Annotated in this window: 16 protein-coding genes and 3 tRNA genes; 12 read left to right on the top strand and 7 right to left on the bottom strand. The window is 43.0% G+C overall.

Annotation, left to right across the window (positions count from 1 at the left end; all coding sequences use genetic code 11):
* The first annotated feature begins 70 nt into the window (after positions 1-70).
* Positions 71-769 carry a M48 family metallopeptidase gene (locus GYX91_RS04735; protein WP_174830060.1) on the top strand — a complete coding sequence of 233 codons (699 nt, stop codon included), beginning with the start codon at positions 71-73 and terminating at the stop codon, positions 767-769.
* A gap of 166 nt (positions 770-935) precedes the next feature.
* Here GYX91_RS04735 and mfd read toward each other — a convergent pair whose 3' ends face one another.
* The 3 genes from mfd to typA all read right to left on the bottom strand — a co-directional run bounded on the left by mfd (position 936) and on the right by typA (position 7184).
* Positions 936-4346, bottom strand: coding sequence for a transcription-repair coupling factor (gene mfd / locus GYX91_RS04740; protein ID WP_174830061.1), 3411 nt, complete (start codon positions 4344-4346; stop codon positions 936-938).
* Between the two features lie 166 nt (positions 4347-4512).
* Positions 4513-5001, bottom strand: a complete 489-nt coding sequence (locus tag GYX91_RS04745; RefSeq protein ID WP_025330591.1) for a DUF456 domain-containing protein — start codon at positions 4999-5001, stop codon at positions 4513-4515.
* A 368-nt stretch (positions 5002-5369) separates the two neighbouring features.
* Positions 5370-7184: a translational GTPase TypA gene (typA, locus tag GYX91_RS04750; protein ID WP_174830062.1), complete on the bottom strand. Its 1815-nt coding sequence runs from the start codon at positions 7182-7184 to the stop codon at positions 5370-5372.
* A 236-nt stretch (positions 7185-7420) separates the two neighbouring features.
* Between typA and GYX91_RS04755 the strand changes: the two genes are divergently transcribed.
* Positions 7421-7684 carry a DUF1289 domain-containing protein gene (locus GYX91_RS04755; protein ID WP_037474560.1) on the top strand — a complete coding sequence of 88 codons (264 nt, stop codon included), beginning with the start codon at positions 7421-7423 and terminating at the stop codon, positions 7682-7684.
* 50 nt (positions 7685-7734) lie between these two features.
* Positions 7735-8610, top strand: coding sequence for a DMT family transporter (locus tag GYX91_RS04760; protein WP_078474919.1), 876 nt, complete (start codon positions 7735-7737; stop codon positions 8608-8610).
* Positions 8611-8664: 54 nt separating this feature from the next.
* Here the strand turns inward: GYX91_RS04760 and prfA are convergent, their stop codons facing one another.
* Positions 8665-9747 carry a peptide chain release factor 1 gene (gene prfA / locus GYX91_RS04765; RefSeq protein WP_174830063.1) on the bottom strand — a complete coding sequence of 361 codons (1083 nt, stop codon included), beginning with the start codon at positions 9745-9747 and terminating at the stop codon, positions 8665-8667.
* A gap of 91 nt (positions 9748-9838) precedes the next feature.
* Positions 9839-11101, bottom strand: a complete 1263-nt coding sequence (hemA, locus tag GYX91_RS04770; protein ID WP_174830064.1) for a glutamyl-tRNA reductase — start codon at positions 11099-11101, stop codon at positions 9839-9841.
* A 190-nt stretch (positions 11102-11291) separates the two neighbouring features.
* Between hemA and pdxH the strand changes: the two genes are divergently transcribed.
* On the top strand, positions 11292-11924 hold the full coding sequence (gene pdxH / locus GYX91_RS04775; RefSeq protein ID WP_025330597.1) for a pyridoxamine 5'-phosphate oxidase: 633 nt from the start codon (positions 11292-11294) through the stop codon (positions 11922-11924).
* Positions 11925-11936: 12 nt separating this feature from the next.
* Here pdxH and GYX91_RS04780 read toward each other — a convergent pair whose 3' ends face one another.
* The gene (locus GYX91_RS04780; protein ID WP_174830065.1) at positions 11937-12746 is read right to left on the bottom strand and encodes a lysophospholipid acyltransferase family protein; all 810 of its coding nucleotides are present in this window, start codon (positions 12744-12746) and stop codon (positions 11937-11939) included.
* Between the two features lie 6 nt (positions 12747-12752).
* Positions 12753-13580: a bifunctional DNA-formamidopyrimidine glycosylase/DNA-(apurinic or apyrimidinic site) lyase gene (gene mutM / locus GYX91_RS04785; protein WP_025330599.1), complete on the bottom strand. Its 828-nt coding sequence runs from the start codon at positions 13578-13580 to the stop codon at positions 12753-12755.
* A 331-nt stretch (positions 13581-13911) separates the two neighbouring features.
* Between mutM and GYX91_RS04790 the strand changes: the two genes are divergently transcribed.
* From GYX91_RS04790 to GYX91_RS04825, 8 genes are all read left to right on the top strand, one after another.
* Complete coding sequence (locus GYX91_RS04790; RefSeq protein WP_174830066.1) at positions 13912-16755, top strand: tetratricopeptide repeat protein; 2844 nt, start codon at positions 13912-13914, stop codon at positions 16753-16755.
* Between the two features lie 184 nt (positions 16756-16939).
* Complete coding sequence (gene lolB / locus GYX91_RS04795) at positions 16940-17572, top strand: lipoprotein insertase outer membrane protein LolB (protein WP_084562390.1); 633 nt, start codon at positions 16940-16942, stop codon at positions 17570-17572.
* Positions 17573-17588: 16 nt separating this feature from the next.
* The gene (gene ispE / locus GYX91_RS04800; protein ID WP_174830067.1) at positions 17589-18437 is read left to right on the top strand and encodes a 4-(cytidine 5'-diphospho)-2-C-methyl-D-erythritol kinase; all 849 of its coding nucleotides are present in this window, start codon (positions 17589-17591) and stop codon (positions 18435-18437) included.
* A 10-nt stretch (positions 18438-18447) separates the two neighbouring features.
* Positions 18448-18523: transfer RNA gene (locus GYX91_RS04805), tRNA-Gln, on the top strand.
* Between the two features lie 19 nt (positions 18524-18542).
* Positions 18543-18618, top strand: a tRNA-Gln gene (locus GYX91_RS04810).
* A gap of 30 nt (positions 18619-18648) precedes the next feature.
* Positions 18649-18724 (top strand) — tRNA-Gln (locus GYX91_RS04815).
* A gap of 546 nt (positions 18725-19270) precedes the next feature.
* Entirely contained in the window at positions 19271-20257 is a 987-nt protein-coding gene (locus GYX91_RS04820) for a ribose-phosphate pyrophosphokinase (protein ID WP_025330604.1), read from the top strand.
* Positions 20258-20319: 62 nt separating this feature from the next.
* The gene (locus GYX91_RS04825; protein WP_174830068.1) at positions 20320-20892 is read left to right on the top strand and encodes a 50S ribosomal protein L25/general stress protein Ctc; all 573 of its coding nucleotides are present in this window, start codon (positions 20320-20322) and stop codon (positions 20890-20892) included.
* Positions 20893-21254: the final 362 nt, after the last annotated feature.

A 21254-nucleotide genomic window follows, 5' to 3' on the forward strand; every position in this document is an offset into this window, starting at 1 on the left:
GAGCTGGTTAATAGAAATATCTGCTTGTCTCAGATAGTAATTTATTTACATTTTTAACAGATTAGTTGTCATGTCGGAATTTCTTCACACAACTACAGATGGCGATACCATCAGGCTGAAATTACGGCGTACAGCAAAAAAAAATATTATTGTACGTCCTGCATCAGGTTGTTTACTGGATATTAACGTTCCGCCATTTGTATCAATGAAATCTTTGTATGAATGGCTAAACGTTAATGAAATTGCTATTAAAAAACTGTGGAAGCAATCAGAAAAAATAGCAACAGCATTACCTGAATTTATCTGGTTTCGTGGGCAGGCATATCCTTTTACTCAGATATCTGTACTAACAAAAGTGCAGTGGCATAAGCAATATGGCTTTTTAGTACCACTGGTAAATTCACAGTCGCCCTATGTACTTTTGAAAGCATGGTTAAAACAAAGTGCCAAAAAGGAATTGTTGCTACGCTTGCAATATTGGGCAAATGTAATGCAGTTGCAGCCAATGGCAATGACATTAAGTCAGGCTCGAACTTTTTGGGGAGTATGTCGCCGACGTAGCGGAATCCGTCTCAACTGGAGATTAATTGGCGCACCTGCTGACGTGGTGGATTATGTCTGTATTCATGAATTGTGCCACTTGCGCCATGCCAACCATGGTAAAGCTTTCTGGGCAATGGTTGCAGAATACTGTGCTGATGCTGATAATGCCCGTAAGTGGCTAAAAAAATATGCTAATGAGCTGTTTGCTCTGGATAAATTCAGCTAAAGTCTCACTCTGGAAAATTCGGTGAATTCCGGCTGTTTTCAATACTGATACAAAATAAAAGCAGCCATACTATTTTCATCGTATGACTGCTTTTTGTTATTCAGCTTTAAATGCTGATTTTTATTTTTGGCTGTCAGCTAAAAATGCTTACCTGTTATTTTTAAGTTTAGCCAGCATCAACCGCAAGTTGTTTCATAATGTTTTTAATAATCTGGACACGTTGCATAACGTCTTCAATACCAATGCTAACTCTGAGTTTATCTGCTCCAGTCAGACGGTAGTTTTTATCACTTTGCATAATGGCTACAATAGTTGCGGGGTTAATACGATGATGTTTGCCAAAAGTAAAAGTAATGGCTTCACTACTGGCGTCAATTGTGTCTATGCCTAAGCTGGCTGCTTCAATGCGTAAATGATGGCTGGCAATCAACGTGGAGACGGCCGGTTCAGGAAGCCCGAAACGGTCGATCAGTTCTTCGTGTATCTGGTCTATCTCAGCTTCTGTTTCACAGCTGGCCAGGCGTTTGTACAACACCAGTCTGGCATGAATATCCGGGCAATAACTTTCCGGCAGCAGAGCAGGGCTATGTAATTTAATGTCACTGGTAATACCCAGCGGGGCATCCAGATCCGGCTCTCTGCCTTTCTTCAAATTGCGCACGGCCTGCTTGAGCATTTCGGTATATAAAGTAAATCCGACCTGAATCATTTCACCAGACTGTCCTTCACCCAAAATTTCGCCGGCACCACGGATTTCTAAATCCTGCATGGCTAATGTAAATCCGGCTCCCAGATCATCAGCCATTTCTATGGCTTCCAGACGTTTCTGTGCATCTTTGGTCATTGCATCCGGTATCAGTAGATAGGCATATGCCTGATGATGAGAACGGCCTACACGGCCACGCAGCTGATGCAACTGGGCAAGACCAAACTTATCAGCTCGCTCAATAATAATCGTATTGGCATTGGGTATATCAATTCCGGTTTCAATGATAGTTGAACACAGTAACACGTTATAACGCTGCTGAAGAAAATCCCGCATAATTTGTTCCAGTTCGCGTTCACGCAGTTGTCCATGAGCGATACCGATACGGGCTTCAGGTAATAAAGTAGTTAATTTTTCATAAGTGTTAGCAATGGTATCAACTTCATTGTGCAGAAAAAACACCTGTCCGCCACGTTTCAGTTCACGTAACACGGCTTCTCGTATTAAACCATCGCTGTAAGGACGAACAAAGGTTTTTACAGCAAGCCGGCGGCTTGGCGCTGTGGTAATCAATGAAAAATCACGCAGGCCTTCCAGCGCCATACTTAATGTACGCGGAATTGGTGTTGCGGTCAGTGTAAGCACATCCACATTAGCGCGCAGGCGTTTAAGCTGTTCTTTCTGACGCACGCCAAAGCGATGTTCTTCATCTATAATAATCAGTCCCAGATTTTTAAAATGGACATCCGGCTGAACCAGTTTATGGGTACCAATCACAATATCTACTGTGCCGTCAGCCAATCCGGCAAGTGTGGCCTGTGTTTGTTTACTGGTATTAAAGCGGGAAAGCTGGGCAACTTTAATCGGAAAGTCTGCAAAGCGATCAGCAAAATTTTGTGCATGTTGCTCAACAAGCAGTGTAGTTGGTGCAAGTACTACCACCTGTTTACCAGCCATTGCTGCTACAAAAGCGGCGCGTAGCGCAACCTCAGTTTTACCAAAGCCTACATCTCCGCAAATCAGTCTGTCCATGGGCTTTTCAGCACATAAATCTTTTATGGTCGCAGCGATTGCCGCAGCCTGATCTTCGGTTTCTTCATAGCCAAAGCCATTGGCAAAAGCCTGATAATCCATCTCATTCAGACTAAAGCGGTGGCCTTGCTGAGCTTCACGCTGAGCATATAGATTTAATAATTCGGCAGCAGTATCTCTGGCTTTTTCCGCGGCTTTATGTCGTGCTTTATCCCATGCTCCATGACCCAGTTTATGCAAACTGATGTTATCATGAGCACTGCCTGCATAGCGGGAAATAAGCTGGAGCTGACTAACAGGTACATATAACTGAGAACCTTCAGCATACTCCAGTAGCATCATTTCACAGGCACCTTCACCTAAATCCAGGGTTACCAGACCCTGATAGCGTCCGATACCATGTTGTTCATGTACCACCGGATCACCAATTTTGATTTCAGCCAAATCGCGCAGCATGCCGTCTGAAACAGCACTATGTTTGCGTCTTGTACGCCGGCCGCGAATAACATACTGGTATAAATCAGCCTCAGTAATAATAGCCAGTTGCTGATCTGTCAGCAGGCAACCGTAACTTAACGGCGCAATAGTCAGGCACAAGCAGGAATTACTGTTCAGAAAGTCCTGCCAGCTATTGACAATATCTGGCTGTAAACTGTACTGGCGCATAAAATTGAGCATGGTTTCCCGGCGTCCGAGACTTTCTGCGCAAATCAGTACCCGTCCGGACCATTGCTGGAGAAAATTTTTCAGTGTGTGCAGCGGATCATCAGCCTGTCTGTCTACTGCGACACTTGGCAGTGTATAAGTAGTGTCTTCGCTGATTTGCGGAACAAGACGCGCATAAGATTTAATACGTGCCCCGAACTGGTCTTCACTAAGATAAAGATAATCTGGTGCCAGCGGGGGATAGGTCGGATCGCCCTGTGCCAGAATGTAGCGTTGTTTGACATCCTGCCAGATGCGGGCAGATTCGTGATGAATATCACCCAGACAAACCAGAATGGCTTCATCATCTGTGTAATCAAAGATACTGACACATTCTTCTTCAAAAAATAAAGGCAGGTAATACTCAACACCCGCCCCGAAATGTCCTTCAGATACTGCATTATAAACAGTAGCTTTTCGGGCATCGCTATTGATTTCTTCCCGAAAGCGGCTGCGGAATATTTTCTGTGCATCACTGTCGGTTGGAAATTCATGTGCCGGTAACAGACGAATTTCATTTACTGTGGTTAATGTGCGCTGGCTGTCTGCATCAAATGTTTTGATGGTATCAATTTCATTGTCAAATAAGTCCAGACGAAACGGGGTGTCACTGCCCATTGGAAAAATATCGAGAATACCGCCACGCATGGCGAATTCTCCGGTCGCCACCACATGAGAAACATGGTTATAGCCGGCTTCAACCAGGCTGTGTTTCAATGCTTCAATATTCAGTTCCTGCCCGGTTTTCAGCCAGAAAGTATGTCCCAGCAAAAATGAAGGAGGGGCAATTTTTTGCATGGCTGTTGCCAGCGGTAACAATAAAACGTCAACCAGTCCGTTTTTTAGTTGCCACAGTGTACTTAGTCGCTCTGATACTAGCTCCTGATGAGGAGAAAAATGTTCGTAGGGCAGAGTTTCCCAGTCCGGGAAAAACATGATACGTGCAGCAGGATCAAAAAATTGCCATGCTGCCTGAATACGGATTGCCTGTTCGGCATCTGCAGTTAAAATAATTTTCAGTTTTTTTTCAGGTAAATGCTGGCTAAGTAATAATGGCAGACAACCAGCATTTAAATCAGACCAGATTACAGTCTGTCTGGTTTTAGGCAATGCGAATGAAGCAGCAGCGGGCATAATTTTAGTTTTACGGATAATAGAAATTGATTGCCAGTACTTATGGGCAAGCTATGATAAGACAAGCCCTGATAAGCAGACAATTGAAACAGAATTGTTTGGAATGGGTGAATAACAAGTCAGTTTCAGACACAGTCCCAGAATTATGGCTATTATTACATAATAATTAATATAGCGAATACAAATACATTACAGCGATGGTAATCAGAATGGCAAATGCACAGCCAATTTTGGCAACCACACCAACAACCAGACCAATCAGTGTGGCAAAACCTACCTTGCCGGCAGCGACCAGATTGCGTCTGGCAATAAATTCACCGGTTGCTGCACCAATTAGCGGCCCCAATACCATGCCCGGTAAGGCAAAAAACATGCCAATAATCGCACCAATAAAAGAACCCCAGATAGCTCTTCTGCTGGCACCACTATGTTTAGCACCCAGCATACCGGCCATATAATCCAGAAAACAACCTAATAAAGTCAGTATACCCAAAGTTATTAATGTGGGTGCCCCCATAATCTGATAATTGCTGCTCAATGCCAGTAACCATGCGCCTCCAAACATGAGAGGCAGACCAGGTAAAGCAGGCATAAATGTACCTAATAAACCAATGAGTAATAAAACAATAGCCAATATTACCAATACTGCATTCATGGCAAATTAGTCCTTAATAAAATTCATAATATAGAATAGTAAAATGGGGGATGCGGTTATCACATACAAGGATAAATTTTGTAGTGCAGATAAAAAATATGTAATCAGCCGGTGATTAATAACAGATAATTTTATCAGTTTGGCATGGTATCTGTATATTAGTGAGCAGTTACAGTACAGACAATCTGTATAAAATAGAAATGATAAATAAACCTGCGTTATTTGTTGAGACTGGATGATTCAATAGCAATACAATAACCAGATTGAATAACAATGCTATTTATTAAAAAATGTTGTTCTTAAAGATAAATAGTCGATATTGAAAAAAGGCAGCCTTTAAAAAGCTGCCTGTGCCAAATAAACTTTAATTAATCTAATTTTTTAAAGTGCTTGCGGCGTTCCTGTTCGCTCAGGTAGCGTTTACGCAGGCGAATGGTTTGCGGAGTAATTTCTACCAGTTCATCATCATCGATAAACTCTACCGCCGCTTCCAGAGACATCAGTACCGGCGGAGTCAGACGCACTGCTTCATCTGTGCCGGAAGCACGGACATTAGTCAGTTTTTTGCCTTTCAGCGGATTAACAACCAGATCATTGTCACGGCTGTGAATACCGATAATCATGCCTTCGTAAATTTTTTCGCCCGGATTGATAAACATACGACCGCGGTCTTCCAGATTCCATAAAGCATAGGCTACAGCATCACCTTGTTCTTGTGATACCAGTACACCATTGCGGCGGCCGGGTATTTCTGCTTTTACTGGTGCGTAATTATCAAATACGTGGCTCATCAGTCCCTGACCACGGGTCATGGTCATGAATTCACCCTGAAAACCAATCAGACCGCGCGCAGGAATACGGTATTCCAGACGGGTACGGCCTTTGCCGTCGCTTTCCATATTGGTCAGTTCACCACGGCGGCGACCCAGTTCTTCCATTACAGCACCCTGAGTATTGTCTTCTACATCGACAGTCAGGTTTTCGTAAGGTTCGCATTTAACGCCGTCAATTTCACGGAAAACCACACGTGGTTTGCCGACAGCCAGCTCATAACCTTCACGGCGCATATTTTCAATCAAGATAGTCAGATGAAGCTCACCACGGCCTGAAACACGGAATACATCTGCATCTGCTGTGTCTTCAACGCGCAGGGCTACATTGGTCAGCAATTCTTTTTGCAAACGTTCGCGAATCTGGCGACTGGTAACAAATTTACCTTCTGTACCGGCCAGCGGGCTGGTGTTGACCATGAAATCCATCGTCAGGGTAGGTTCGTCCACGCTCAGCATAGGCAGCCCCTGAGGTTGTTCACGATCAGCAATGGTAACACCGATACCTATATCTTCCAGTCCGGAAACCGTAACAATATCACCGGCTTCCGCTTCTTGTAGCGGAATGCGTTCCAATCCTTTGAAGCCAAGCAACTGATTAATGCGTCCCTGACCAATCTGCTTATCTTCATTCATGATGGCTACTACCTGACCGGGTTTAATTCGCCCGTTCAGAATACGACCGATACCCAGCCGGCCGGTATAGTTATCATAATCAAGCTGAGAAATCTGTAATTGCAGAGGTTTATCTGCATCACCGGCTGGTTCCGGGGTATATTTCAGAATGGTTTCAAACAGCGGACGCATATCGGTAGATTCGTCTTCTTCATTCAGCTTGGCAAAGCCAGACAGACCAGAAGCATAAACGATAGAGAAGTCGAGCTGTTCATCGGTAGCACCCAGTTTATCGAACAGTTCAAAAGTCTGGTCAATTACCCAGCTCGGGCGGGCACTTGGCTTATCAATTTTATTGATCACTACAATCGGTTTCAGCCCTAATGCCAGTGCTTTTTTGGTAACAAAGCGGGTTTGCGGCATCGGGCCTTCCTGGGCATCCACCAGTAGTAGCACACAATCAACCATTCCCAGTACACGTTCTACTTCACCGCCAAAATCGGCATGTCCGGGTGTATCAACGATATTAATATGGTAGCCTTCGTATTCGATGGCGGTATTTTTGGCAAGAATGGTAATGCCGCGTTCTTTTTCAAGATCGTTGCTGTCCATTACTCGTTCGTCTACCTGCTGATTGGCACGGAAAGTACCGGACTGGCGTAATAACTGGTCTACCAGTGTGGTTTTGCCGTGGTCGACGTGTGCGATAATGGCAATATTACGAATTTTTTTACTCATAGGAGTGTGTAACCTAGTTTATTAGCTATTTGTAAGGAAAATTAACCTTGAATTATAACATTTACTCTGCTTTTCGTGGAATTTTTAGCAAAATCAGATGTTCTGTCAGTATTAAAGAGGCTGACTTACATCTGTGTATGTGTCATAGTTAACGTTTTTCCGGTGTTATTCCGGCTGGGTTGTTTAAGGCAGTCTGTTGTAATTGTGGTATTGAAGAGGGATGCAAAACCTAGGCAATGGAACAGTTAGAATTTTTTGTTATTCCCAGTCCCTGTAAAGGTATTTGTGAAAGCAATCAAAAGGGATATTGCAAAGGCTGCCTGCGCAGCAGAGACGAGCGTCTTTACTGGTTACGTATGTCTGATACTCAGAAACAGTATGTGCTGCGTTTGTGTGCATTGCGCCGGCGCAAGCTGGAACAAATGCAATCACAACCAGCAGACCAGACAGAACAAAATCTGAGTGAGCAAATATGGCTGCAGGCAGATTTTGATTTTTAGTTTTTAATAGCGGATAAGTCAGTTCGTAAATTTTGATTTTTGGGGGAAAAATGCATTTTCTGATTATTAGTATTCTATGTAGTGTCTCTGTGTCAGTATTACTGAAACTGGCACGCAGAAACGGTGTTAATATTGCTCAGGCCGTAGCGATTAATTACCCGGTAGCTGCTGCCTGCACCTGGTTTTTTTTACGTCCGGATTTTTCTGACTGGCATACTTATAGTAGTCACTGGATTATTTTTCTGGCTTTGGGTATTGGTCTGCCGCTCGGCTTTATTGTGCTGGGGCGGGCTATCGAACAGGCGGGAATGGTAAAAACAGATGCCGCCCAGCGCCTGTCGCTATTTATGCCTATAGTAGCCGCATTTGTGCTCTTTGGAGAAACTTTAAGCACTAATAAAATTATCGGAATTGCACTTGCACTAATGGCCTTGCTTACCTTGCTGTATCGTGAGAATCCGGCTAAAAGCAAAGGAAAAGGCGATTTTTTAAGTACTGCCGGCTATTTATTCGGTGTGTGGCTTTGTTACGGAACTACAGATATTCTGTTTAAACAGATGGCGAAAAGCGGAACAGCTTTTGCACCGACCTTGCTGGTGTCATTTATCCTCGCTGCCATTCTGATTATATGTTATCTGTGTTTACGCAGAACAGTCTGGAATGCGGCCAGTATTCTGGCAGGTCTGATACTGGGTGGTTTGAATTTTGCCAATATTCTATTTTACATTCGTGCACATCAGTATTTTCAGCAAGACCCTTCGCTGGTGTTTGCCGGTATGAATCTGGGTGTAATAACACTGGCCACTATTATTGGCGCTTTTGTGTTTAAAGAAAAAATCAATGGTTTGAATGCTGCCGGAATTGTACTGGCGATTGCTGCAATCTGGTTTCTGTTTTATGGCAGCAGGCTTAATTCTTTGTTGTAGCCGATTTATATTGAAAAGCTGTTCTGAAAATCAGAACAGCTTTTTTTGATGAGCTTAGCCGGCATTACTTAATTGTGCCAGCTGCTGAGCCTGATGCTCGGCAATTAATGCCTGTGTCAGCTCAGATAAATCACCATCCATAATAAAATCCAGTTTATGCAGAGTAAGATTGATGCGATGATCGGTTACTCTGCCTTGGGGATAATTATAAGTTCGAATACGTTCGCTGCGGTCGCCGCTGCCAATCAGGCTTTTACGTTCAGCAGCCTCCTTGGCATGAGCAGCATGTTTTTGCTGTTCATACAGTCGGGAGGCAAGTACTCGCATTGCCTGTGCTTTATTGGCATGCTGTGAACGACCATCCTGACATTCCACTACCATACCCGTTGGTAAGTGAGTAATACGTACGGCAGAATCCGTCTTGTTAATATGCTGACCGCCGGCACCGGAGGCACGGAAAGTATCAATGCGTAAATCGTTCGGATTGAGCTGTACTTCAGCAACTTCATCGGCTTCCGGCATAATGGCCACAGTACAGGCTGAGGTATGGATTCTGCCCTGACTTTCTGTAGTTGGTACGCGCTGAACCCGATGGCCGCCAGATTCAAATTTGAGCTGACTGTAAACATTCATGCCTGCAATTCGTACAATCACTTCTTTATAGCCACCCAGATCGCTTTCACTGGCGGATACAATTTCTACCTGCCAGCCCATACGTTCTGCAAAGCGGGTATACATGCGCAATAAATCGCCGGCAAATAAAGCTGCTTCATCACCACCGGTTCCGGCACGAATTTCTATGAAAATATTCTTATCATCATCTTCGTCTTTCGGTAACAAAAGTTTTTGCAGCTCGCCATCCAGCTGAGTAATCTGATTACGGGCAGTATTGATTTCTTCAGCCGCAAATTCTTTTAATTCCGGGTCTGCCAGCATTTCTTCTGCGGCAGCCAGATCAGTTTCTGCCTGTGTATACTGGCGATAGGTTTCTACTACCGGTGTAAGCTCGGCATGTTCACGGGTAAGGCGACGATATTCGTCAATATTGTTCGTGACATCAGGAGAAGCCAGCAAAGCGGTTACTTCTTCCAGACGCTCAGTCAGGTGCTGTAACTTGTCTATCAATGAAGGTTTCATCTGGTATTCCGTATTAAATAAAAGCTATCAGTCCATTGAGACTGTATCAGATATATAGAGTTAAGGATTATGAATAAGTTGGAGGCAGTAGCTAATGCTGCTGATTTTTTCCATGCAGCTGGTAAATCTGACAAATGACCTCGGCCAGCTCAGGATATTGCTGACTGTCTTTATTTAAAGCTCGGGTGGGTGCATGCAAAAGGCTATTGGTTAATTCACGGCTTAAACGCTGCAATACTTCTTCAACAGGCGTACCTTTACGCAGACGGCGCAGAGCTTTAGTGACTGCTTTGCTGCGCTGCTGTTCACCCTGATCGCGCAATTCACAAATTAAAGGAACGCTATTGCGTGTCTGTTGCCATGCAATAAACTCAGCAACTTTGCCTGCAACCATCTTTTCAGCTTCAGCTGCAGCCTGTTGCCGTGCTGCCTGACCATGCTGCACAATATGCACCATATCATCAACACTATACAAGTATGCATCGTTCAGTTCGCCTGCTTCGGCTTCAATGTCACGCGGTACGGCCAGATCAAGCAAAAACATCGGCATGCCGCGCCGCTGCCTGAGTGCGCGTTCTACCAAACCTTTACCAATAACCGGAAAAGGGCTGGCAGTGGAAGAAACAATTACGTCGTATTCAGCCAGAATTTCAGGTAAAGCAGTTAATATGCGTGCATCTGCTTCACAGCTTAATTTCTGACATAATTCCTGAGCCCGTTCCAGTGTACGGTTTAGAACAGTCAGGCGCCGCGGACATTCTGCGGCAAAATAGGTGGTCACCAGCTCAATCATTTCACCGGCACCCACCATTAAAACATTCAATGCCGAAATATCGGGAAAAATCTGTGCGGCCATTTTGACTGCCGCCGCTGCCATGGATACAGAGTTTTCTCCAACTGCACTTTCATTGCGAATTTCTTTAGCTGCTGCAAAAGTTTTTTCAAACAGAGCATTCAGCTGCTGATGCAGCGTATGCCGGCTGCGGGCAACGCGTACGGCTTCTTTTAATTGTCCGAGAATCTGCGGTTCACCTAAAACCATTGAATCCAGTCCGCAAGCCACCCGAAAGGCATGCTGCACAGCCTGTTTATCATGGAATTGATATAAATAGGGAGCAAATTCAGATAATGGCAATTGATGGTAGTCGGCCAGCCATTGTATGGCTGTGGTTGCATTACCAGTACAGTAAATTTCTGTACGGTTACAGGTAGACAGAATCATCGCTTCTGCTATTTCTTCCTGACTGCCAAGCGCAGTTAGTGCTTCTGCCAGTTCTATGGCAGGGAAAGCCAAACGTTCACGTACAGAAACTGGCGCAGTTTGGTGATTGAGTCCGATAACGGTTAAAGACATACTACCTGAAGTAATTTGCGTTTGCCCGCTACCGCGGGTAGGATAATTGCCAGCCAGACTTTATATTCTATATAAATATAAAGTTATTAAATCGGGCAATTATACGCTATCAGTGCTGAAAAAGCAGTAAATCATGCCTGAGAGTGGTATAAATAACTTTTTCGCATGCATAAACAAAAAAATGAAGAATCTGGATTTGCACGATATTCGTGAAGATTACAGCCAGCAGTCACTTAGTGAAGCTGATTGCTGTGAAGACCCTTTGGAGCAGTTTCAAAAATGGTTAATGGCAGCCATGCATGCCAAAGTAAATGAGCCTACAGCCATGAATGTTGCTACTGTTGATCAGCACGGACGACCTAATGCCCGCATTGTGCTGTTAAAAGAAGTGACAGCAGAAGGGTTTGTATTTTTTACTAATTATCATAGCCGTAAAGGGCGTTCATTAAGTCTGAATCCGCATGCGGCACTCACATTTTTCTGGCCGGAACTGGAACGTCAGGTACGGGTGGAGGGAAGCGTGCAACAATTACCTGCAGCAGAATCAGATGCCTATTTTCAGTCCCGGCCTTACAGCAGCCGTATTGGTGCATGGGCTAGTGAACAAAGCGCCGTAATTAATAGTAAAACCGAGCTGATGGCGCGTGCAGCAAAACTGGGGGCAAAATATTTGTTCAATGTACCCAGACCGCCGCATTGGGGCGGATATCTGGTTAAACCCGAGCTGGTAGAATTCTGGCAGGGAAGACCAAGCCGTTTACATGACCGTATTCAGTATACAAGACAAAATAATCTCTGGATTAAACAGCGCTTATCGCCTTAAACATCTTTTGGCCTATATTGATTCAGAAGTTGAAGGCGCGGCTGCTGTAGCCGGACTATCCATAAGAACTTTGTTTTGAATAAAATCTTCAGCCTGAGTTTTCAGGCTGAAACGATCATTTGTTTTGTTTTCAGCGATATTCAGCAACGCAGAAAAATCTACTTTTACTATAATTTCCGGCATAGATACTATATTCCACAGACTACGCAATAAACTGGTTTTGCCGGCAAATGCTACTTTAGATGTACGCAATCCCTGAGGGTTGTAATAGCGCATGGCTACTGCTATCACGGGAGTATCTGCATCTATTGCTGCCTGAAACAGGGCTGCTTTAAACGGCAGGGTAGTCATTCCCTCAGATGTATACGCTTCGGGAAAAAACAGGACGTTTTTACCTTCATGCAATGCCAGTACTATGGCTTTGATGACCGGATTAATATCCTGTCTCGACTGACGATTAATATAAACAGTGCCCCCGTTTGTAGCCAGTCTGCCGATTACCGGCCATGATTTGACACTTTGTTTAGCAATAAAGCCACCGGGGATATAAGACATTAATACGAAAATATCCAGCCAGCTAATATGATTGGCTACAGTAAGCCAGGGCATACTTGCTGTATCAGGTAATAATGGTTCAGAGTTTACCTTTACGTGCAGAATATCAAGTAAATTGTGCGCAATTGAAATTAATTCCTTATTTCGCTCTGTTTCATTCAGGTTCTTAAACCGATTTACCCGTCTGATTGTCTTAACCAGCCATAAAGCCAATCTGAAAATACGCGAAAAACGGGTAATTAAAGAAGTATGTTCTGATTTTGTCATTGTTATTTATCGTTTTTTCTGGCATTGAGGACAATAAAAACTGCTTCTTTGTCCCAAAATCATTTTTTCAATCGGATGCCCGCACTGCGGGCAAGGTTCACCGGCTCGTCCGTATGCCTGATGTTGTAGCTGAAAATAACCACTGGTACCAGCACTATTTACAAAATCCCTTAAAGTACTGCCACCTGCCGTAATGGCTTCCTGTAATATCTGTTTGATTGCATCAGTCAGTGCACTAATCTGCTGTTTATTCAGCTTCATAGCCGGAATGGCCGGATGGATACCAGTACGGAACAATGCCTCGTTAGCATAGATATTGCCTACACCGACAACAATTTTATTATCCATAATTGCTGTTTTAATCGCACGTTTCTGGTTTGAAAGTTTTTGTAGCAAATAATCAGTATTAAAATCCTGGCTGAGTGGTTCCGGTCCGAGGTTAACTAATAAAGGATGCTGTTCAATGAGTCCGATAAACCATAAAACAGCTCCGAAACGTCTGGGGTCATGAAATCGTAAGAGCGTACCATTACTAAAAGCAATATCTACATGATCATGTTTTTGTACCGGCGGAGCAGTAAAGTCAGTAAAGACGCGTAAACTGCCTGACATACCCAGATGAATAATTAATGTGCCTGAAGCTAATTCAATCAGCAGGTATTTGGCTCTGCGTCTGACTGATAATACCTTTTCGCCGCCAAGCTGTTCGCCTAGATTGTCTATTATCGGCCAGCGTAAGCGCGGCTGACGCACTTCTACCTGTGAAATAGTTTGATTTTCAATAAAAGGAGCGATTCCGCGCAGCGTTGTTTCTACTTCCGGTAACTCGGGCATAATTTATTTATATTATTCAGAATAAAATCGTTACAATAGCATCATGAAAACAAAATTTAAAGCACATACTGTGTCAGTTTTAATCAGATAAAATTGCCATAAGTCATACGCAGCTAAAATAGTCTGTGTTAAAGTAGCAAATTATTTTACCCTAATAGTTTATTCTTTAAACGGCTGCAAATTTTATCGTGCCGGTTAAAGTATTTAATAACTGAACACATATTGCATGATAAACCGCGATTAGAAAAAAATTGCCTGCACAAGTACAGAATTGTTATTTATTTATGATTCAGTGTCTACGTAAACTGATTTGCATATATGGAGAAGTTTAATGCCTCGTTGGATTCATCGTATTACCCCGATTGTTTTAAGTTTAATGGCTGTACATATGGCCAATGCCAACAGTGTGTCAGAGCAGCATAAACCAGTACCATTGATTCAAACTAAAATTGAGCGGATAAATAATCAGGTTATGGCACCGGATGATGCAGATTCGCTGCAACGGCGTCTGGCTATTGCCGGTCGTGCCAATGATATTTTTACTTTGTTTGCCACAGAACTTATTTATTCTCAGGGTAAAACGGATCAGGCTCTGACCGCCGATATGAGGATGCTTGAGCATACACAGGAACCAGAGGTAGCTGAACGGGCAATGGAAATGGCTCTTGGCGCAAATAAAATCACCGAAGCGCAAACCATTGCTAATCGCTGGCAGGAAATTGAGCCGACAGAGACACCAGCAAGACAGCGCCTGATGTGGGAGCTGGCTATCGCCAAAAATGATGTGCCGCAAGTATTGAAAAATGCAGATGCAGTTTTATCTCATGCCAATGATTATCAGCTGCGCCGGTTGTTTTTAAAAATGGCGCAATTCCGGTTAAATAATCTGGATGCCACTGATGAGTTAAATGCACCGATTCACAAAACAGCAGTTTTACATCCTGAAATGGCAGAAGCACTAATTGCCGATGCTATTTATGGTGCAACCGGTGCGCATAAAGAGCAAACCATCAAAGCGTTACAATCACTGGTTCATCTGGATACTGATATTTTTCCAGCCAGCCAGCTGACACTGAACCTGATTAATCTTAAGCAGCCACAATATCTGCTGGATTTTTACCAGCTAACCGGTGTGGACACCATGCCAGCTAAATGGCAAAGTCTTTATATAGAATTGTTGATTAAAAATAATCAATTACAACAGGCATATCAAACTTTACAGCCATTGCTTGAGAAAAGTAAAAGCGCGGATCTGTATTTGCAGGCAGTTTATCTGGCTGTCAGTCAAAAAGCTGCTACAGCTACCCTTGCCGGTTATGCAGAGAAAATTGTAGAACTGGGGAATTCCAATCAGCGAAGTAAAGCGGCCATGATGGTGGCCATGCGCTATTATGATGAACATAATCTGCCGGCTTCCCGTACGTGGGCGACTAAAGTCAATGATCCGCAGTTTTTCTTCGATCAGGCACTTATGATGTGCTCAATTGAAGCAGAACAAAAACACTGGAAAGCAGCTCAGCAATGGTTAAATAAAGCCCAGACAGATAAAACACCGGCAGGTACTTTTTTCAGCGAATCGGATTTGCTTCGTTTACAAACATTTGTAAATAGTTCTTCACTCACAGACCAAAAATATGAACAATATCTGAATAGAGTGATTAATGAAGCAGAACATGGTGATGCCAGAACACAGGTAGAAAATGTTGCGCCGTTATTACTCCTTCGTGGACTGTTATATGCAGATAAATTTGATGAGCCGGCAAAAGCAGTAACAGATCTGCGCCGGTTTGTGAAAATGCGACCTAATCAGATAGAGGGACTTAATGCACTGGGTTACACCTTGTTAAGTCTGTCAAAAGATCACTGGCAGGAAGCACAGCAATTGCTGGAGAAAGCCTATGCTCAGAATAACCAGTCACCGGCAATTAATGACAGCCTTGGCTGGGCTTATTTTCTTAATGGTAATGTAGAAAAAGCGCTGCCTTTATTAGAATATGCATATCAGAAGCTGCCGGAAAGTGAAGTAGCTGCTCATCTGGGAGAAGTTTACTGGCAGCAGGGACGTGAGGACGAAGCTCGTCAGATATGGGCTCAGGGCTGGCTTAATAAAGCCAGTGACCATAAAATTCTGAATCAAATACTAAGTAAACACCAAATCAGACCAAATAGTCTGCCCTTAACTACAGCAAAGAAGGCAGAAACTCAGGCCGATGCAGATATCTATTTACAACAGGCAGGAATTTTATTTAGCAACAGAACCAATGAACCGGCTTTAATTGAAAATATTAATAAAGTCATTCAAACCGGTAACAGACTTCAGCAAAGTCAGGCAGCGCTTCTTGCTGCAACTTATTACTTTGCTAATCAGGATATGGACTCTGCGCGTAAGTGGCTGGATAAAGTAACTGATAGTGAGTTAGTCAGAGATAAAGCCTATCTGATGGGTATGATTGAAGTAACCCAAAATAATATACCGGCTGCAAAGCAGTGGTTAGATCGGATGAATCAGAATAAAGAATCACCTGTTTCCGATGATATCGATACCATTGTATTATCAGTTTCTATTGATAATAAAACTCTCGATCCGAAAGTTTATGTACAAAAGCTGACACAGATGCTAAAGGATGCAGACACAAAAACCGCAGTATCTGAGGATAATAAAACAGACATAAAAGCATTCCTTCTGTATTCGCGAGCAACAGCTTATAGTGAAAAATTGGATCAGCCCAAAAAGGCAATAAAAGATATTCGCGCTTTTATTGAATTAAAACCTGATGATGCGGAAGGATATAATGGGCTGGGCTATACTATGCTAAGTATGCCAAAACGCTATTGGGCAGAGGCTTTATCGATTTTGCAGCATGCCAGTCAGCTGGATAATCAGTCCTGGGCGATTCAGGATAGTCTGGGGTGGGCATATTATCTGAATAACCAGCCTGAAAAAGCGTTACCGCTTTTACGTTCAGCCTATCAAATTCGTCAGGAAAGTGCCATTGCAGCACATCTGGGTGAAGTATTGTGGCAGCAAGGAGAGCAGGAACAGGCACGAAAAATCTGGGCACAGGGATTAGCTAATAAAGACTCTGACCAGAAAGAGTTACAACAAATTTTGAAAAAATTTAATGTAAATCCGTCTAGTCTGACTACTGCACCGAAATCACAAAACAATAAATAGCCGGATACCAATTACCGACTTTACTAACTGAACTATTGAGATTTACCGGAAAAGCTGCCGTATGCATCAAGTGTCAACGGCAGCTATTTGTTTAATTCTAAAACACAAAATTAACTTCACACAGCTCATACAACTAATTCTGATAATATTACAATAATAGACATTTATAGATACCGGAATAATAATGATATATTCATATTTGCGTAAAAAAAATCTTTATCTGGCGGCAGCTATTACCAGTCTGGCTTTAAGTGCCTGTAGCAGCCTCATACCGGACAGAATAACATCAGCATCAGACTGGCAGGCCGGTAACGAAAATGATGTTTCCGGTTTTGACAGTTCCGGACGCCTGGCTATCAAGGATCAGGGTAAAGGAAGCTATGCAAATTTTAGCTGGCAGAATACCGGTAGCGTACAAACGATTGAAGTTAAAACACCATTGGGTAATAGTGTAGGGGTTTTATGTACTGACAGCTCAGGCGTAATTGCAGAAGACAGCAAAGGGCAGGTAATTACTGCAGCCAGTATTGAGGAATTAAGCCAGCGTATGCTTGGTTTTGTGCTTCCGTTTGATCACTTGAATCAATGGGTGCAGGGATACTGGATTGCAGATGAACCTTATCAGTTATTGCCCGACGGCAAACTTAAACAGTCTGGCTGGATTATCCAGCGTCAGCAACAAAACGGAAGCCGTAATCCGCGTATTGTACTGTTAAATAATGCACGCTTCGACATCAGACTGGTGTTTGATGAATATACAGATACTGATGATAGTGCAAAATCAGCACAATGCGAATTGCGTCAAAGATTATCCTGATTAATTATTTAAAAATATGAATAAATCTCCAGCAGCTGATGCACGGCATTTTCTGGCGCCGGCCAAGCTGAATCTTGATTTGAGAATCGTCGGACGGCGCGCCGACGGCTACCATTTACTTGAAAGCATTTTTACTCTGATTGAGTTGTATGATCATATCTGGTTCAGCGCAAATCAGACAGGCTGCATAAAGTTACATACGCCAACTGACGGCATTACTGAAGAACAGGATTTGTGTGTGCGTGCAGCCCGGTTATTATCCGACCATACCGGCACTAAATATGGAGTGGATATCTGGCTGGAAAAACAGATTCCTGTTGGTGGCGGACTGGGTGGTGGCAGTGCGGATGCGGCAGTCGTATTAATGGTGCTTAACCGATTGTGGCAGCTTAATCTGAGTAAGACAGAACTATTACAGCTTGGCGTGCGGTTAGGTGCAGATGTACCGTTTTTTATTTTTGGACAAAGTGCATTTGCTCGCGGTATTGGTGAGCAATTAAGCCCGATATCTTTGCCAAAACAATGGTATGTGATTATCAAGCCTCCGGTGCATGTCAGTACACCGAAAATATTTGCACATAAAGACTTGACACGTGATTCCAAGCCACGGATAATGCCAGACTTCCAAGCAGGACAGCACTGGCGCAATGATATGCAGAGCGTTGTTTTAGCTGAGTATCCAGCAGTAAAAGCGGCATTTGATGTTTTGGCTGAATACGGTTCACCAATGATGAGTGGTTCTGGTGCATGTATATTTTTGTCATTTAATTCTGAAAGTGCAGCACAAGCTGTTTACAATAAAGTTTCTTGCGCGCATCAGGCATATTGTGTTGCTTCCCTGACGAGGCATCCGTTTTATCAATGATGTGTGTAGTTGGGGAGTCGTCAAGTGGTTAAGACACTGGGTTTTGATCCCAGTATGCGTAGGTTCGAATCCTACCTCCCCAGCCAGTTGCTTGATAAAAAGCATTGGGGAGTCGTCAAGTGGTTAAGACACTGGGTTTTGATCCCAGTATGCGTAGGTTCGAATCCTACCTCCCCAGCCACATTTCGAGCAAACAGGCAGTAAACCCTATTGGGGAGTCGTCAAGTGGTTAAGACCCCGGATTCTGATTCCGGTATGCGTAGGTTCGAATCCTACCTCCCCAGCCAATTCAGATAAGCGTGTAAGTTTACTTACACGCTTATTTAATGTGTAAATGACAAATTGTTATTTTATAGCGCGTGCAGATTGCCATAAGTGATATAATTTGCCATTAATCCCCGTACGGAAAACTTCCAGTCGGGAAACAGGCAAATTTGTATAACTGTTTTCACTTTTTTGTGATAATTAGCGTGGTTAAGCCTGCAAAATGCAATACAGTTTCAATCATAGTAATAGAATAGTGTTACTATTTTGTTGTGTTGCTATCAGGTATCGGCAAAATTGATTGATTAAATCTGTTTTAACCGTGATACTTGCAGCTATCAGTATATACAGAATATTTTTCAAAGAGGTGGTCATTGCTTTTGAGTTTAAAAGTAACGTAAACGGGTTAACAGCGAAATGAGCAACAAAATTCATAACGTTGAAAGCCATTACTTGTTTAAATGACAGATGCACTACAACCCAAGTGGTGATATGAAAGCTTTGGATTAATGTTTAATCTACCTCACACAAATCAAACCAAACCAAAACAGGACTCAGGTACAACAGAAATGGCAGCATACGACAGTTTGATGGTTTTTACCGGCAATGCGAATCCGGAGCTGGCAAATAACGTGGCCAGACATTTGGATATTTCTCTGGGACGTGCTTCAGTTGGAAAATTTTCTGATGGCGAAATTGCAATTGAATTACTCGAAAATGTACGTGGTCGTGATGTATTTATCGTACAGCCTACCTGCGCACCGACTAACGATAACTTAATGGAAATCCTGACAATGGCTGATGCACTCAAGCGTGCTTCAGCCGGACGGATTACTGCAGCCATTCCTTATTTCGGTTATGCACGCCAGGATCGCCGTCCGCGTTCAGTACGTGTGCCGATTTCTGCCAAACTGGTAGCCAATATGCTGTATTCTGCCGGTATCGACCGCGTACTTACAGTTGACTTGCATGCTGACCAGATTCAGGGCTTTTTTGATATTCCGGTAGACAATATTTATGCTACCCCCATTCTGGTGCATGATATTGAGAAGCAGCGCATCGATAATCTGACAGTTGTCAGCCCTGATATCGGCGGTGTAGTACGCGCCCGTGCCGTAGCAAAAACACTGGGTACTGATCTGGCCATTATTGATAAACGCCGGCCAAAAGCCAACGTGGCAGAAGTAATGAATGTAATCGGTGAAATTCAGAATCGTACCTGCCTGATTATTGATGATATGATTGATACAGCAAATACCTTATGTAAAGCTGCATCAGCACTAAAAGAACGCGGTGCAGAACGTGTGCTGGCTTATGCTACTCATCCGGTATTTTCCGGAGCGGCGATTGAGCGTATTGCTTCATCAGAAATCGATCAGGTTGTAGTCACTGATACTATTCCTTTATCTGAAGCTGCACAGAAATGTGATCGCATTCGTCAGGTAAGTATTTCAGGCCTGCTTGCAGAAACTGTACGTCGTATCAGTAATGAAGAATCTGTGTCATATCTTTTCAATGAAGATGTGGCCATACCGGGAGCAATGTTTCTCCCTTAATACCCCCAAGCCGTCTTAAGCTGGTCGCGGCCGATGACGGCATTATCAACTTTGGAGTAGTTATGTCTTACGAAATTAAAGCAGAAATCCGTGAAGCTCAGGGCACTGGTGCGAGCCGCCGCCTGCGTCGTGAAGGTAAAGTACCAGCTGTATTGTACGGCGAAGGTACCGAACCGGTAGCCATTACAGTAGATCATCGTACTTTATGGTACGCACTGGAAAAAGAATCTTTCCATACAGCTATCATCAAACTGGATGTTAATGGCAAAACCTACGACGTTATTGTACGTGATTTCCAGATGCATCCGTTTAAACAACAGGTACAGCACATTGATTTCCAGGCCGTTGATGCAAATAAAGCCATCAATATTCGTGTTCCGCTGCACTTGCTGAATGCTGCTATTTCTCCGGCAGAAAAATTGCAAAGTGGTCGTGTGTCTCTGCTGGCTACCAGCGTAGAAGTAAATGCTTTACCGACAAACATTCCGGCTGTATTGGAACTGGATGTTTCTACCATCAGTGCCGGTGAAATTCGTCACCTGACCGATTTAGTGCTCCCGGAAGGTGTGACCAGCGTTGCGTTAAATCGCAATGAAAATCTGGCTATTGCTTCTGCTACAGGTAAAAATAAATAAACAGTACAGATCAATACCTGCATCTGATTAGTATTTTACCTAAAAGTAAAATGCCATTGAAAACTGAAGTCTGTAGTAACAGACTTCAGTTTTTTTAAAGTAATGTGAGTAATAATTTCTAAATTTAAATAATTACAATTTAGCACATATAGCAAAACGTAAAGTTAAATTTGAAAAATCAGAAATAAACGGTCTGCACAAGAAAAATATATAAAAATATTTTATTTCATTCAAATTACGTTTTATAAAATAAGTAATGCATACTAATTATTTTATAAATATATTAATAACATAAAAAAGTCAAAAATATAAAAAAGCTTTCATCTGATTCAACACAGATAAAAGCCTTTTTAGAAATTAAT

Origin of the sequence: Snodgrassella sp. ESL0304 (genome assembly GCF_013344995.1) — a bacterium.
GTDB classification, from domain to species: domain Bacteria; phylum Pseudomonadota; class Gammaproteobacteria; order Burkholderiales; family Neisseriaceae; genus Snodgrassella; species Snodgrassella alvi.

Bases quoted from the DNA above. Each gene is read 5' to 3' on its own strand.
- GYX91_RS04780 (WP_174830065.1), bottom strand. From the start codon at position 12,746: ATGACAAAATCAGAACATACTTCTTTAATTACCCGTTTTTCGCGTATT.
- prfA (WP_174830063.1), bottom strand. From the start codon at position 9,747: ATGAAACCTTCATTGATAGACAAGTTACAGCACCTGACTGAGCGTCTG.
- GYX91_RS04755 (WP_037474560.1), top strand. From the start codon at position 7,421: ATGGAACAGTTAGAATTTTTTGTTATTCCCAGTCCCTGTAAAGGTATT.
- lolB (WP_084562390.1), top strand. From the start codon at position 16,940: ATGATATATTCATATTTGCGTAAAAAAAATCTTTATCTGGCGGCAGCT.
- ispE (WP_174830067.1), top strand. From the start codon at position 17,589: ATGAATAAATCTCCAGCAGCTGATGCACGGCATTTTCTGGCGCCGGCC.
- mutM (WP_025330599.1), bottom strand. From the start codon at position 13,580: ATGCCCGAGTTACCGGAAGTAGAAACAACGCTGCGCGGAATCGCTCCT.
- hemA (WP_174830064.1), bottom strand. From the start codon at position 11,101: ATGTCTTTAACCGTTATCGGACTCAATCACCAAACTGCGCCAGTTTCT.
- GYX91_RS04820 (WP_025330604.1), top strand. From the start codon at position 19,271: ATGGCAGCATACGACAGTTTGATGGTTTTTACCGGCAATGCGAATCCG.
- typA (WP_174830062.1), bottom strand. From the start codon at position 7,184: ATGAGTAAAAAAATTCGTAATATTGCCATTATCGCACACGTCGACCAC.
- GYX91_RS04745 (WP_025330591.1), bottom strand. From the start codon at position 5,001: ATGAATGCAGTATTGGTAATATTGGCTATTGTTTTATTACTCATTGGT.
- GYX91_RS04760 (WP_078474919.1), top strand. From the start codon at position 7,735: ATGCATTTTCTGATTATTAGTATTCTATGTAGTGTCTCTGTGTCAGTA.
- GYX91_RS04825 (WP_174830068.1), top strand. From the start codon at position 20,320: ATGTCTTACGAAATTAAAGCAGAAATCCGTGAAGCTCAGGGCACTGGT.
- mfd (WP_174830061.1), bottom strand. From the start codon at position 4,346: ATGCCCGCTGCTGCTTCATTCGCATTGCCTAAAACCAGACAGACTGTA.
- GYX91_RS04790 (WP_174830066.1), top strand. From the start codon at position 13,912: ATGCCTCGTTGGATTCATCGTATTACCCCGATTGTTTTAAGTTTAATG.
- GYX91_RS04735 (WP_174830060.1), top strand. From the start codon at position 71: ATGTCGGAATTTCTTCACACAACTACAGATGGCGATACCATCAGGCTG.